At 72.4% G+C, this 12645-nt stretch carries 10 protein-coding genes; 5 read left to right on the forward strand and 5 right to left on the reverse strand.

Going from position 1 to position 12645, the window contains the following annotated elements; all coding sequences use genetic code 11:
• Nucleotides 1-211: 211 nt before the first annotated feature.
• A complete protein-coding gene (locus tag ACFY2L_RS11880; protein ID WP_390822175.1) occupies nt 212-1258 on the reverse strand; it encodes a DUF6745 domain-containing protein in 1047 nt (348 codons plus the stop codon).
• Between the two features lie 37 nt (nt 1259-1295).
• A complete protein-coding gene (locus ACFY2L_RS11885) occupies nt 1296-1622 on the reverse strand; it encodes a hypothetical protein (RefSeq protein WP_390656778.1) in 327 nt (108 codons plus the stop codon).
• Nucleotides 1623-1793: 171 nt separating this feature from the next.
• Here ACFY2L_RS11885 and ACFY2L_RS11890 point away from each other — a divergent pair, with 171 nt between their 5' ends.
• Genes ACFY2L_RS11890 through ACFY2L_RS11910 form a run of 5 tightly spaced genes read left to right on the forward strand, consistent with a single transcriptional unit; the run spans nt 1794 to nt 6941 of the window.
• Nucleotides 1794-2747 (forward strand): STM4015 family protein, encoded by a 954-nt coding sequence (locus ACFY2L_RS11890; RefSeq protein WP_390822177.1) that lies wholly within the window; start codon nt 1794-1796, stop codon nt 2745-2747.
• The gene (locus ACFY2L_RS11895) at nt 2744-3868 is read left to right on the forward strand and encodes an STM4014 family protein (protein ID WP_390822178.1); all 1125 of its coding nucleotides are present in this window, start codon (nt 2744-2746) and stop codon (nt 3866-3868) included. The genes ACFY2L_RS11890 and ACFY2L_RS11895 overlap by 4 nt, the downstream gene beginning before the upstream one ends.
• Before the next feature lie 7 nt (nt 3869-3875).
• A complete protein-coding gene (locus ACFY2L_RS11900) occupies nt 3876-4694 on the forward strand; it encodes an STM4013/SEN3800 family hydrolase (protein ID WP_390822415.1) in 819 nt (272 codons plus the stop codon).
• Entirely contained in the window at nt 4691-6028 is a 1338-nt protein-coding gene (locus ACFY2L_RS11905) for an STM4012 family radical SAM protein (protein ID WP_390822179.1), read from the forward strand. Before ACFY2L_RS11900 ends, ACFY2L_RS11905 begins: the two co-directional genes overlap by 4 nt.
• Nucleotides 6029-6038: 10 nt before the next feature.
• Nucleotides 6039-6941 (forward strand): STM4011 family radical SAM protein, encoded by a 903-nt coding sequence (locus tag ACFY2L_RS11910; RefSeq protein WP_390822180.1) that lies wholly within the window; start codon nt 6039-6041, stop codon nt 6939-6941.
• A 5-nt stretch (nt 6942-6946) separates the two neighbouring features.
• On the opposite strand, the gene ACFY2L_RS11915 is transcribed toward ACFY2L_RS11910, so the two are convergent.
• The 3 genes from ACFY2L_RS11915 to ACFY2L_RS11925 form a co-directional block, all read right to left on the reverse strand.
• Nucleotides 6947-8974, reverse strand: coding sequence for a glycoside hydrolase (locus tag ACFY2L_RS11915; protein WP_390822181.1), 2028 nt, complete (start codon nt 8972-8974; stop codon nt 6947-6949).
• Between the two features lie 171 nt (nt 8975-9145).
• Nucleotides 9146-11191, reverse strand: coding sequence for a beta-galactosidase (locus tag ACFY2L_RS11920; RefSeq protein ID WP_390656784.1), 2046 nt, complete (start codon nt 11189-11191; stop codon nt 9146-9148).
• An 80-nt stretch (nt 11192-11271) separates the two neighbouring features.
• A complete protein-coding gene (locus ACFY2L_RS11925) occupies nt 11272-12609 on the reverse strand; it encodes an ABC transporter substrate-binding protein (RefSeq protein ID WP_390822182.1) in 1338 nt (445 codons plus the stop codon).
• Nucleotides 12610-12645 lie beyond the last annotated feature (36 nt).

Below are 12645 nucleotides of genomic sequence, written 5' to 3' on the forward strand. Positions count from 1 at the left end.
GGGCTCCCGGTCTCCCGCACCCGACGCCCGCCCTTGAGGCCCGTCGGCTGCACGCCGCCCGCACCCGTGACGGCCCGGAGAGCCGTCCGACCCCCGTCTCCCGCACTTGGCGACGGCCCGGAAAGCTGTCAGGACCCCCGTCTCCCGCACCCGTGACGGCCCGGAGGGCCGTCCGGACCCCCGGGTCTCCCGGACCGCGAGGCGCTGCGCCTCACGTCTCCCGCACCGGCGCGTACACGTCCGCCTCCAGCCCGAACGTCCACGCGACGCCCTCGCGCGCCGTCCGGGTCGACGGCGGCACCCGCAGCCAGTAGGTGCGCCGCGTCCCGTCCGGCTCCGGGGTGGAGTTGAGGACCTCCACCATCACCACCGGCTCGTCGTCCGGGAGGTCGATCCGCCACAGGACGCCCGTCTCGTCCCGGTGGACGGGACGCGCCCCGGAGTCCGCCAGATAGCGGTCGTAGCCGTAGTACTCCAGCATCACCCGGCGCAGTTCGGCGTTCTCCTCGGAGCGGATGCGCTCCGGGGTCAGCGCCGGCAGCTCCGCCAGGAAACCGGCCGGCACCGGCATACCGCGCCAGGCGTACAGGGCGAAGCCGTCGGGGTAGGCGAGCGCCGGGCCGTCCCCGCGGTCGAGCCGGCCCGCCTCGTCGCGGTACAGCGCCACCGGCCGCTCGCACACCACCGCCACCCGCTCGAACGGCCACCACCAGCCGGCGCTGCGGCACACCGCGGCCAGCCCGTCGAGCGGGCCGTCGTCCGTGGGGAACGCGGCGAGCCACGGCGCGTCGTGCTGTCCCAGCACCGCGTCCAGCAGGATCAGCCGGATCTCCGCGGCCTCCCTGCCGGTCTCCCCGCCGGCCAGTTCCTCCAGGACGCCGGCCCGGATGCGGTCCACCAGCGTCTGGGTGGAGTCCCACAGCCGGCCACCGGTCGCCGCCCAGTGCGCCGCCCAGCCGGCCGGGCCCAACTCCTGGTGCAGCCGCTGCCGTTGTCCCGCCCAGGGGGCGCTGCGCACGGTCTCCCGCACGCTCGGACCGGTGCCGGTCGTCGCCCGGATCAGCGTCACCGCCTCGCGCGGCGAGCCCGCCCACACCACCTGCTCCGGTTCGGCAAGACCGGCCTGCCGGTAGGCACGGCGCACACCGGCCTCGGCGGCCGCCCGGTCGGCGGGACCGGTCGCCGCGGCACACGCCCGCCAGGCGCGGGCACTCTCGTCGGAGGCCCCTGCCGTCACCCGCGTCGCCGTCTTCGTCATCTGCGCTTCCCCCACTTCCGTTCAGTCCGCTCGCTGTTCAGTCCGCCACGATCCGCACGGACCCCGGCACGTACTCCCGCTGCCGGATCACCCGGTACCAGCCCTTCGGCAGGGCGATCACCGCGTGTTCCTCGTGCACCACCCGGCCGCCCTGCGGCAGATGCAGCAGCAGCGGACCGAACGGCCCCGGCTCGCGCACCAGATCACCCGGCCCCACCACGGCATGGGCGTGCCCGGTGACCTCGCCCAGCGCCAGCACCAGCCGCCCCCGCCCGTCCCGGGCCTCCCGCGGCGCCCGCGCCACGTGCGGCGGCACCGCCTCCGCGTCCACGGGCACGATCAGCACGTCTCCCTGCCGGTACATGGCTCTCCCCTCACCGCCGGGTGCACCGCGCACCGGCCTCATGACCACGAACGTACGGGCCACCACTGACAACGCCCCCGAACCCGGCCCCGCCGCCCGGCGTTGTCAGTGCCTGTTGGTACAACTGCGGGCATCAGGGATCGCACACGTTTTCCGCACAGGAGCAGCCCTATGTCCTACGCCACCCATCTCGTCTCGCTGTACGGGCTGCCCGCCTACACCTTCCCGGGCCCCGACGCGCGCACGGACGACCTGCCCGACGCGGACGGCTTCGCCTGGCGGATCAGCAGCGACGTCTACGACGCCGACGAGGACTGGACGGTGGCGTTCACCCGCTTCTGCGAGGCCGTCGACACCACCCGGGTGCGGGCCCTGATCGTCGGTGCCTGGCAGGAGGCGTACGACACCGAGCCCACCGCCGTCATCGAGGCCCTGGTGGGGGCCCGGGACCGCTTCCCCGCGCTGCGCGCCCTGTTCGTGGGTGACATGGAGTCGGAGGAGTGCGAGATCTCCTGGATCAACCAGACCGACGTCACCCCGCTGCTCACGGCCTTCCCCGCACTGGAGGAGTTCGGGGTGCGCGGCGGCTCCGGGCTGGAGTTCCCCTCGGTGCGCCACGGCGCGCTGCGCAAGCTCGTCATCGAGGCGGGCGGCCTGCACGCCGAGGTGGTGCGCGGGGTCGGCGGCAGCGACCTGCCCGCCCTGGAGCACCTCGACCTGTGGCTCGGCACCCCCGACTACGGCGGCGACAGCGAGGTCTCCGACCTGGAGCCGATCCTGTCCGGCGCCCGGCTGCCGAGCCTGCGTCACCTGGCCCTGCGCAACAGCGAGATGCAGGACGCCGTCGCCGCGGCCGTCTCCTCCGCGCCGGTCGTCGCCCGGCTGGAGGTGCTGGACCTCTCCATGGGCATCCTGACCGACGAGGGTGCCGCGGCCCTGCTCGGCGGCCAGCCGCTGACCCATCTCAAGAAGCTCGACCTGCACCACCACTACCTCACCGAGCCGCTCCAGGACCGCCTGCGGCAGACGCTGGCGGGCGTCGAGCTGGACCTCGACCGCGACGACGCCGACGAGGACACGGAGGACGACGGCACGGTCTGGCGCTACGTCGCCGTGGGCGAGTGAGCGCACCCGTCCCGCCGGGTCCGCGTTTCGCGGTGGTCGGCAACCCTGGGAACCGCCGCGTCGCCCTCTTCGGCGACGCGGTGTCCGCCGCCGGCCTCCCCGCCCCGCGGCTCGTCCCCTGGCGGGACGTGCTGTGCGGCGGGGGCGCCGACTTCGCCGCCGACGAGATCGTCCGCGTCGACTCACCCGGTGAGGACGACGAGGTCGACCGCCTGCTGCGGGGCACCGACGACCCCACCCGGGTCGAGGGCTCGGCCCGCTGGTACGCCCGCTTCACCGCCGCGGTGCGCGGCCTGCGCGGCGGCAGCCGCCTCGACGACCCGGACGACCTCGCCGTGCTGTTCGACAAACGCCGCTGCCACGCCGTCCTCGACGCCGCGGGGATCCCCGTGCCCGCCTCGCCCACCTCGGGCCCGGGCGCGGCCCCGGTGCGCGGCTGGGACGACGTACGGGCGCTGATGCGGGACCACCGGATGCACCGGCTGTTCGTCAAACCCGCGCACGGGTCGTCCGCGTCCGGCGTCCTCGCCGTCGAGTCGGGCGGCGGCGGCCGGATCAGGGCCACCACCTCGGTGGAACGCGCCCCGGACGGCCTTCTGTACAACTCCCTCAGGGTGCGCCGCTACGACCGCGAGCAGGACATCGCGGCCATCGTCGACGCGCTCGCCCCGGACGGCCTGCACCTCGAACGCTGGCTGCCCAAGGCCTCCCAGGACGGCCGCGCCGCCGACCTGAGAGTCGTCGTCGTGGCCGGGCGGGCCACCCACGCGGTGGTCCGCACCAGCCGCTTCCCCCTGACCAACCTCCACCTCGGCGGCAGCCGCGGCGACCTCGACGCCGCCCGGCGCGCCGTCGAGGCGGCGGGCGCCCGCTGGGCCGACGTCCTCGGCGTGTGCGAACGGGCGGCGGCCTGCTTCCCGCGCACCCTCTGCGTCGGCGTCGACCTGCTCCCGGCCGTCGGCTGGCGCAGAACCGCCGTGGGCGAGGTCAACGCCTTCGGTGATCTGCTGCCCCGCCTCACCGGCCTGCCCGGCAGCGGCGCCGAGGGCCTGGACACCTACGCCGCCCAGGTGGCCGCCGTACTGCACGACCGGCACAGAACAGGAACACCCCATGCCTGAGCCCGACATGAAGGAGGTCGTCGGCAGCCACGACATCCTCCTGGTCACCCTCGACACCCTCCGCTACGACGTGGCCGTCGAGCTGGCCGAGACGGGCCGCATCCCGAACCTCACCCGTCACCTCCCCGGCGGCCGCTGGGAGAAGCGGCACGCCCCGGGCAGCTTCACCTACGCCTCCCACCAGGCCATCTTCGCGGGCTTCCTGCCGACCCCGGCCGCTCCCGGCCCGCACCCGCGCCTGTTCGCGGCGAGCTTCGCGGGCAGCGAGACCACCGCCGACGGCACCTTCGTCTACGACACCCCGGACCTGGTCTCCGGCCTGGCCGAGGCCGGCTACCACACCGTGTGCGTCGGGGGAGTGGGGTTCTTCAACAAGCAGGGCCCGCTCGGCTCGGTGCTGCCCGGCCTCTTCCACGACTCCCACTGGACACCGGAGTTCGGCGTCACCTCGCCCCAGTCCTTCGAGAACCAGGTCGCCCACGCCGAACAGACCGTCCGGGAACTCCCAGCCGGCCAAAGGCTGTTCCTGTTCGTCAACGTCTCCGCGCTGCACCAGCCGAACTGGTTCCACCTGCCCGGCGCGACCCGCGAGGCCGGCGACACCCGCGCCACGCACGCCGCCGCCCTCGAGTACGTCGACCGGCACATCGGCCGGCTCTTCGCCGCCGCGAGCAGCAGACGCCGCTGTTTCGCGATCGTCTGCTCCGACCACGGCACCGCCTACGGCGACGACGGCTACACCGGCCACCGCCTCGGCCACGAGTCCGTGTGGACCGTGCCGTACGCCCACTTCTTCCTGGACCACCCCGCCGAGGCCGCCCGATGACCACAGCCCAGCTCACCAGCCCCTACCAGCACTACGTCTACGCCTACCCCCACAAGACCGCCTACCGCCGACTCCCCGACCGCCCCGCCCTCACCGACCTGTGGGCCACCGAACCCAAGAACACCCTCTCCCTCTATCTGCACATACCGTTCTGCGAGGTCCGCTGCGGCTTCTGCAACCTCTTCACCCGCATCGGCGCCCCCGACGGCCTGACCGGCGCCTACCTGGACGCCCTGGAACGGCAGGCGAGCGCCGTACGGGACGCCCTGGGCGACACGGACGAGGTCCGGTTCGCCACGGCCGCCTTCGGCGGCGGCACGCCCACCTTCCTCACCGCCGCCGAACTGGAGCGGCTCTGCGACATCGCCGAGCGGCGCATGGGCGCCGACCTGCGCACGGTCCCGCTGTCGGTCGAGGCCTCACCCGCCACGGCCACCGCCGACCGGCTCGCCGTCCTGGCCGACCGGGGCACCACCCGCCTCAGCCTGGGCATCCAGAGCTTCGTCGACGCCGAGGCCCGGGCCGCCGTACGCCCGCAGCGCCGCGCCGACGTCGAGGCGGCCCTCGGCCGCGTCCGCGCCGCCCGCATCCCGGTCCTCAACATCGACCTCATCTACGGCATCGACGGCCAGACCGAGCGGTCCTGGCGGCACTCCCTGGACGCGGCCCTGGCCTGGCGCCCCGAAGAGCTCTACCTCTACCCCCTCTACGTCCGCCCGCTCACCGGCCTCGACCGCCGCACCCGCGGCCCCGGCCCCGACCCCGCCTGGGACGAACAGCGGCTGCGCCTGTACCGCGCCGGCCGCGACCACCTCCTCGCGCACGGCTACACCCAGCAGTCCATGCGCATGTTCCGCCGCACCGACGCCCCGCCCCAGGGCGCCGACGACTACGCCTGCCAGACCGACGGCATGATCGGCCTCGGCTGCGGCGCCCGCTCCTACACGTCGGGCCTGCACTATTCCTTCGACTACGCCGTCGACATGCACCAGATCCGTGCCATCGTCGACACCTACGTCACGGCCGACGACTTCGCCCATGCCGAGGTCGGGTACCGCATGGACCCGCGCGAGGCACGCCGCCGCCACCTCCTGCAGTCGCTCCTCCAGGCCGACGGGCTCCCGGTCGAGGACTACCGCGCCCGCTTCGGCGGCACCCCGGCCGACGACTTCGGCCCGGAACTGCGGCGCTTCGCCGACCGGGGCTGGCTGGCCGACGCCGACCCCGCGACGCTGCGGCTCACCCCGGAGGGCCTGGCCCACTCCGACGCCATCGGCCCCGAGCTGTTCTCCCCGGCCGTGCGCGCCGCCATGGCCGCCTACGAGAGGAAGTGACCGGCCCGCCATGGACCTGACCCTCCTCTACCGGGGCCCGCTCGCCTCCTGCGACTACGACTGCCCCTACTGCCCGTTCGCCAAGCGCCGCGACTCGACCGAGCGACTGCGCGCCGACCGCGCCGCCCTGGAACGGTTCGCCCAGTGGGCCGCGGCCCGGACCGAGGACCGCCTCTCGGTCCTCTTCACCCCCTGGGGCGAGGGCCTCGTGCGCTCCTGGTACCGGCGCACCCTCACGGAGCTGTCCCACCTCCCGCACATCCGCCGGGTCGCCATCCAGACCAACCTCAGCTGCCGCACCGACTGGCTCAGCGAGGCCGACCACGACACCCTGGCCCTGTGGTGCACGTACCACCCGGGCCAGACGCCCTACGACCGCTTCCTCACCAAGTGCCGTGACCTGGCCGGGCGCGGGATCCGCTTCAGTGTCGGGATCGTCGGCCTCGCCGAGCACCTCGAAGCGGCCCTCCGGCTGCGCGCGGACCTGCCCGAGCACGTCTATCTGTGGGTCAACGCGGCCGAGGGCCACGTGTACACCGACGCCGAGGCCGAGGTGTGGACCGCCCTCGACCCGCTCTTCCCGTACAGCCGCCACCCGCACGCCAGCGCCGGACTGCCCTGCCGCACCGGAGAGTCGGTCGTCTCGGTCGACGGCGACGGCACGGTCCGCCGCTGCCACTTCGTCCGCGCCGAGCTCGGAAACCTCTACGACGGCACCTACCGCGCCGCCCTGCGCCCCCGGCCCTGCCCGCTCGCCGTCTGCGACTGCCACATCGGCTACGTCCACCTGGAGACCCTGCCGCTGTACGACGTCTTCGCGGGCGGCGTCCTGGAACGCGTCCCGGCCGAGGTCCCCGCACGGCACTCCGCCCGCATCACGACGATCGCGATGCGGGCGGAGGCCGGTGCCTAGGGGGGTTACGGGGTCACGTCCGTGACCCTCCAGCGCTGGTTGGAACCGGAGTTGGCCTGCCAGGTGGTGACGGCCGCGCCCTCGTTGGTCGCCTGGCCGCCGACCTCGAGGAGGCGTCCGGTGGCCACGTTGACCAGGGTCCAGGTGCCGTCACCGGTGGTCGACATGATCCACTCGGTGGCCGGGTCCCGCTCCCCGGTGTCGGGCTCCACCACGGGCACGTTGTCCCGGACGGCGAGCCGCTTGCCCTCGGCCGGGTTGGCGAACACGTACCGCTGGCGGTTGCCCTTCTTCCCGTGGCGGGCGTCCAGCCGCCACTCCTGGGCGACGGAGCCGTTGGCCGAGCCGATGACCAGGTTCGTGCCGTTGGCCGCGACGGTCACGGCCTTGCCGCTCTGCACGCCGGTCAGCGTGTAGGAGTGGCCCTTGCTGAAGAGACCCGCGTTCTTCGCGACGCCGGAGACGCCCTTGACGGCGAAGGAGGTCACGGACTGGGCCGGCACGGTGAACGAGGCCCTGCCGTCGACGACCTTGACCGGGGCCTGCTTGCGGAGCTTGCCGTCGGCGCTGGTGACGACCGGGGTGACGGTCGCGTCGCCCTTGACGGTGCGGAACTTCGACAGGTCGATGGTGACCGTGCGGGGCGCGGTGGTGGAGTTGACGTGGACGAGCGAGGCGCCCTTGCCGTTCTTGGTCACGGCGGCGGCGCTGGAGGTGTCGTCCACCTTGATCAGCTTGTCGCCGGGCTTGATGAAGTGCGTGAAGTTGCGCGCCGTGTCGAACTTGGTGTTCGTGTAGATCGGGCAGGACTCCAGCGTGTCCGCTGAGGTGCAGCTGAACGGCAGCTGGATGGAACCCCAGTTGCCGCCCTTCGCGGACTCGCCGCCCGGCTTCATGTTGTCGTAGTCCTCGACCGGCTGCCAGAACACCCAGGCCTTGGGCTCCAGTTCGCGCAGGTCGTTGACGATCTGCTGGGCGAGGCCGAGACCCGGGCGCATGTCGGTGAAGCTCTGCCCGTCGCCCCAGTCGCCCTCGACCTCGCTCATCCACAGCGGCTTGTCGGCCGCCTTGGCGAGGTCGCGCACGGTGGTGCGCTGCGAGGTGCCGTAGGTGTGGACGTTCATCTGGCCGACGGCGTCCTTGGAGGCCTGCGAGTAGGAGTTCCAGTTCGTCGCGAAAATGCCCGGGTTGGTCTCGTCCATCGCCGAGATCTCGGCCTTGACCTTGGCCTTCTTCAGCGCGGACGGCAGCGCGGCGAGCACCTTCTGCTGGAGTTCGGGCCCGATGTGGGCGCCCTCCTGCCGGCCGCCGACGGGCTCGCCGTCCGAGCCCAGGCGCGTGCTCCAGTAGCCGGTGTTGGGCTCGTTGAACGGGTCGATCGTGTCGACCTCGATGCCCTCGGACTTCTCCAGGAGCTTGGTCGCCCCGGCGAGGTAGGCGGCGAAGTCGTCGACCGAGGCGGTCTTGAGCTGGTCGGTGTTGGCGTTGAAGCCGCCGGAGACGTATCCGCTCTCGGTCATGAACCACGGCGGGGAGTTGCTGAACGTCTCCCAGTGGTCGATGTCGTCCTTGATGCGCTCCACCCACCAGCGCTGCGTGGCGTCGGCGTCCTTGTTCCAGTCCGCCGGGTCGTCCGCGCTCCACCAGTCGGTGTCCGTGCGGGTCGTGCCCTCGGGGGCCTTCCACCAGCCCTCGACGGCACCGCCGGCGCGCAGGTAGTCCTTGACGTCCGGCGCGTTGCCGCCGCCGATGTTGTACCGGGCGATGTTCAGCGCGAGGCCGTCGTCGTCGAAGAGGAGCTTCGCGAGCTTCTCGCGGATCGCGGGCGGGTAGTCGCCGGTCGCGTTGGCGAACCAGACCAGGCTGGTGCCCCAGCCCTCGAACGCGTCCTGCCCGTACGACGGGTCCGGCGTCACCGTGACGGCGGCGTCGGCCTGCGCCTGAGCGGGGACGCTCAGCAGGGCGGCCCCGGTGGCCAGGGCGGTCAGCGCGGCGGCCGCGAGAAACCGTCTGCTGTGGGTACGGCGTGCCATCAGTGCTCCCAACTGCGGTGGTGGTCGCTGTGGTGTGCCCCTCCCGCCGCGCGGGCGGGAGGGGACGGCCCCCGGCACGGGTCAGGCCGCGCCGGGGAGTCGTGGGGTGCGGGTGCGATGTCCTGCTAGGGGGTGTTTCGAAAGTCCTGTGCGGGACTTTCGAAACACCCCCTAGGGGGCCTGGCGCAGTACGGCGACCGCGCGCGGCCCGAGGACGAGGGCGCCGTCCGTGCGCTCCCCGCCGGTGAGGAGGTCCCCCTCCAGGCCGGTCACCGGCACGGTCTCGTCGGTCCGGTTCACCAGGAACAGGAACCGTCCCTCGGCTCCCCGCCGGACGGTCAGCTCGACCGAGCCCCGTACGTCCTCGGGGAGTTCACTGCTCACCCCGGCCGGCTCCAGCAGCCGCGGCAGCAGTGAGCGCAGCCCGTCGGCCCCGAGCCGGGTGGAGACGTACGCGGCCGAACCGGTGCCCGTCGTGCGCCGGGTGACCGCGGGACGGCCCGTGTGCACACCGGTGCGGTAGCGGGCCAGGACCTGCGTGTCGGCGTCGTCGGTGACGGTGATCCGGTCGGTCCACAGGGTGCCCGTGGTGGAGTCGTCCAGTTCGACGCTCTCCCCGTCGAGCAGCGGACCGAACTCCTCGATGCGGATGCCGAGCAGGTCGCGCAGGGCGCCCGGGTAGCCGCCCAGCCAGACGTGGTCGTTCTCGTCGACGACCCCGGAGAAGTAGGTGGTGACCAGATGGCCGCCCTGCTCGGCGTACCGCGTCAGCTCCTTGGCGAGTCCGGCGGGCACGACGTGCAGCACCGGCGCGATCAGCACCTGGTGGCGGGAGAGGTCGGCGCGGGTGGTGACGAGGTCGGCGCGAACGCCGAGCGCGAGGAGCGCCGAGTACCAGTCCAGCGCCTCCTGCCGGTAGTCGAGCAGCGAGGTGGGGTGCGAGTCCTGCTCGCTCGCCCACCAGGACTCCCAGTCGTAGAGGATGCCGACGGCCGCCGTCTCCCGCTCCGAACCGGCCACCGGGGCCAGGGCCTCGAGGGTGGCGCCGAGGTCGGTCACCGCGCGGAAGAGGTCGCTGTCCGCGCCGGCGTGGGGCACCATCGCCGAGTGGTACTTCTCGGCGCCGGCCGCGGACTGCCGCCACTGGAAGAAGCACACCGCGTCAGCGCCGTGCGCCACGTGCAGCAGCGAGTCGCGGGCCAGGTCGCCGGGGCGCTTCGCCACGTTGACGGCCTGCCAGTTGACGGCGCTGGTGGAGTGCTCCATCAGGAACCACGGGCGGCCCCCGGCGATGCCGCTGACCAGGTTCGCGGAGAACGACAGCTCGTCGCGGTCCTGCGGGCCGGGGTGGACGTAGTGGTCGTTGGAGACGAAGTCGATCTCGCCCGCCCAGTCCGGGTAGTTCATGCCCTTCGTGCCGCCCATCACCATGAAGTTGGTGGTGACCGGGACGTCGGGGGTGATCTCCCGGAGGATCTCCCGCTCGGCGATCAGATGGTCCTTCAGCGCGTCCGAGGAGAACCGCTTGAAGTCCAGCTGCTGGGTCGGGTTGGGGTGCGAGGCGGCCAGCCGCGGCGGCAGGATCTGCTCCCAGTCGCTGTAGCGCTGCGACCAGAACGCCGTGCCCCAGGCGTGGTTGAGGGCGTCCAGCGTGCCGTAGCGGGCGCGCAGCCACACCCGGAAGGCGCGGGCCGCGTCGTCGGAGTAGTCGTAGACGTTGTGGCAGCCCAGCTCGTTGGAGACATGCCAGGCGACGAGGGCGGGGTGGTCCCGGTAGCGGGTGGCGATCTCCCGGACCAGGCGCAGGGCGTGCTCGCGGAAGACGGGCGAGGTGGGCCGCCAGTGCTGGCGGGCGCCGGGCCACACCGTCTCGCCGTTCGCGGTGACGGGGAGGATCTCCGGGTGGGCCGTGGTCAGCCACGGCGGCGGGGAGGCGGTGGCGGTGGCCAGGTCGACGCCGATCCCGCCCGCGTGCAGCAGGTCCATGACCTCGTCGAGCCAGCCGAAGTCCCAGGTCTCCGGGCCCGGCTGGATCCGGGCCCAGGAGAAGATCCCCACGGAGACGACGGTGACACCCGCCTCCCGCATCAGCCGGACGTCCTCCTCCCACACGTCCCTGGGCCACTGCTCGGGGTTGTAGTCGGCGCCGTAGGCCAGACGCGGGGCGGGGTCACCGTCCGCCCCGCGCCGCATGCGGGACTGGAGGGTGGAGATCATGGCGGTCCTTCCGAAGGGGTGGTGCACGGGGGCGGCGCGGCCCGGGTGCCGCGCCGCCCGGTGTTCTGCTGCGTCGAGAACTACTTCTCGACGGTGAAGCCCTGCTCCTCGCCGTACTTGACCGAGGCCTCCTGCCAGGCCTTCAGACCGTCCGCCAGCGTGGTGCCGGAGACGTAGGCCTTGCCGACCGTGTCGTTGAAGATCGAGTTGGCGTACTGCTGGAAGGGCAGGTACGACCAGTCGTCGGCGACGTTGGCCGCGGACTGGGCGAAGACCTCGTTGGCCTTCTGGCCGCCCAGGTACTCGAACTCCTTGTTGAGGAACTCGGAGGACTGCAGCTCCGCGTTGGTGGCGGGGAAGGCGCCCTCGCTCACCCGGGTGGTCACGCCGTCACCGGCGTTGGCGTACTCGACGAAGGCGTAGGCGATTTCCTTGTTCTTGCCCAGCGCGGGCAGTGCCAGGGAGCTGCCGCCGTTCTCCGCGCTCGCCTTGTCGCCCTTGGCCCAGGCCGGCAGAGCGGCCGCGCGCCAGTCGCCGGACGCGCCCGGCACGCCGGTCACGAAGTTGGCCGGCATCCAGGCACCGGTGGCCAGGGTGGCGATGGTGCCGTCACCCAGACCCTTGTACCAGTCGTCGGTCCAGCCGTTGATGGGCGCGAGGAGCTTCTCGTCGATCAGCTTCTGCCAGACGGCCTCGAACTTCTTGGCGCCCGCGTCGTTGAAGTCGATCTTCACCTTGGTGCCGTCGACCTTGTAGGGGCGCGAACCGGCCTGCCACAGCATGCTGGTGGTGAAGCCCGCGTCACCCGCGTCGTTGGCGATGTAGACCTTGGGGTCGGCCTTGTGCAGCTTGCGGGCCGCCTCCAGGTACTCGTCCCAGGTGGTCGGAACGGCGATCTTGTACTTGTCGAAGACCTTCTTGTTGTAGAACAGCGCCATCGGACCGGAGTCCATCGGCAGGCCGTAGACCTTGTCACCGTCGTTCACGGCGTTCCACGGGCCGGGGGTGTACTTGGAGGCGAGCTTGTCGGCGCCGTACGGGGCCAGGTCGGTCAGGCCCTTGGTGAGGGCGTACTGACCCAGCGCGAAGTACTCGACCTGGGCCACGTCGGGCACGCCCTTGCCGGCCGATATGGCGTTCGACAGCGCGGTGTAGTGCTTGTCACCGGACCGCTCGCTGACCAGGTTGATCTTGACCTTGGGGTACTTCTTCTCGAAGTCGGCGGCGACCGACTTGAGCGTGGGCTCCCAGGCCCAGACGGTGACCGTGCCGCCCTTCTTCAGGGCCGCCTGGATGTCCGAGGCGGAGACGGCCTTGGTGTCGGAGCTGTCGTCCGAGCCGCCGCAGGCGGTGGCGCCCAGGGCGAGGGTGGACAGGAGGGCGAGGCCGCGCAGCAGGCGGCCGGTCTTTCTGCGCATGAAGGTGCTTCCACTTCTTCGTGGGTGGGACAGGTG

Source organism: Streptomyces sp. NPDC001381, assembly GCF_042895685.1.
Classification (GTDB): domain Bacteria; phylum Actinomycetota; class Actinomycetes; order Streptomycetales; family Streptomycetaceae; genus Streptomyces.

What these genes read in the sequence shown, in the direction of transcription:
- ACFY2L_RS11890 (WP_390822177.1), top strand. Translation starts at nt 1,794, where the DNA reads ATGTCCTACGCCACCCATCTCGTCTCGCTGTACGGGCTGCCCGCCTAC.
- ACFY2L_RS11910 (WP_390822180.1), top strand. Translation starts at nt 6,039, where the DNA reads ATGGACCTGACCCTCCTCTACCGGGGCCCGCTCGCCTCCTGCGACTAC.
- ACFY2L_RS11925 (WP_390822182.1), bottom strand. Translation starts at nt 12,609, where the DNA reads ATGCGCAGAAAGACCGGCCGCCTGCTGCGCGGCCTCGCCCTCCTGTCC.
- ACFY2L_RS11905 (WP_390822179.1), top strand. Translation starts at nt 4,691, where the DNA reads ATGACCACAGCCCAGCTCACCAGCCCCTACCAGCACTACGTCTACGCC.
- ACFY2L_RS11885 (WP_390656778.1), bottom strand. Translation starts at nt 1,622, where the DNA reads ATGTACCGGCAGGGAGACGTGCTGATCGTGCCCGTGGACGCGGAGGCG.
- ACFY2L_RS11880 (WP_390822175.1), bottom strand. Translation starts at nt 1,258, where the DNA reads ATGACGAAGACGGCGACGCGGGTGACGGCAGGGGCCTCCGACGAGAGT.
- ACFY2L_RS11900 (WP_390822415.1), top strand. Translation starts at nt 3,876, where the DNA reads ATGAAGGAGGTCGTCGGCAGCCACGACATCCTCCTGGTCACCCTCGAC.
- ACFY2L_RS11915 (WP_390822181.1), bottom strand. Translation starts at nt 8,974, where the DNA reads ATGGCACGCCGTACCCACAGCAGACGGTTTCTCGCGGCCGCCGCGCTG.
- ACFY2L_RS11920 (WP_390656784.1), bottom strand. Translation starts at nt 11,191, where the DNA reads ATGATCTCCACCCTCCAGTCCCGCATGCGGCGCGGGGCGGACGGTGAC.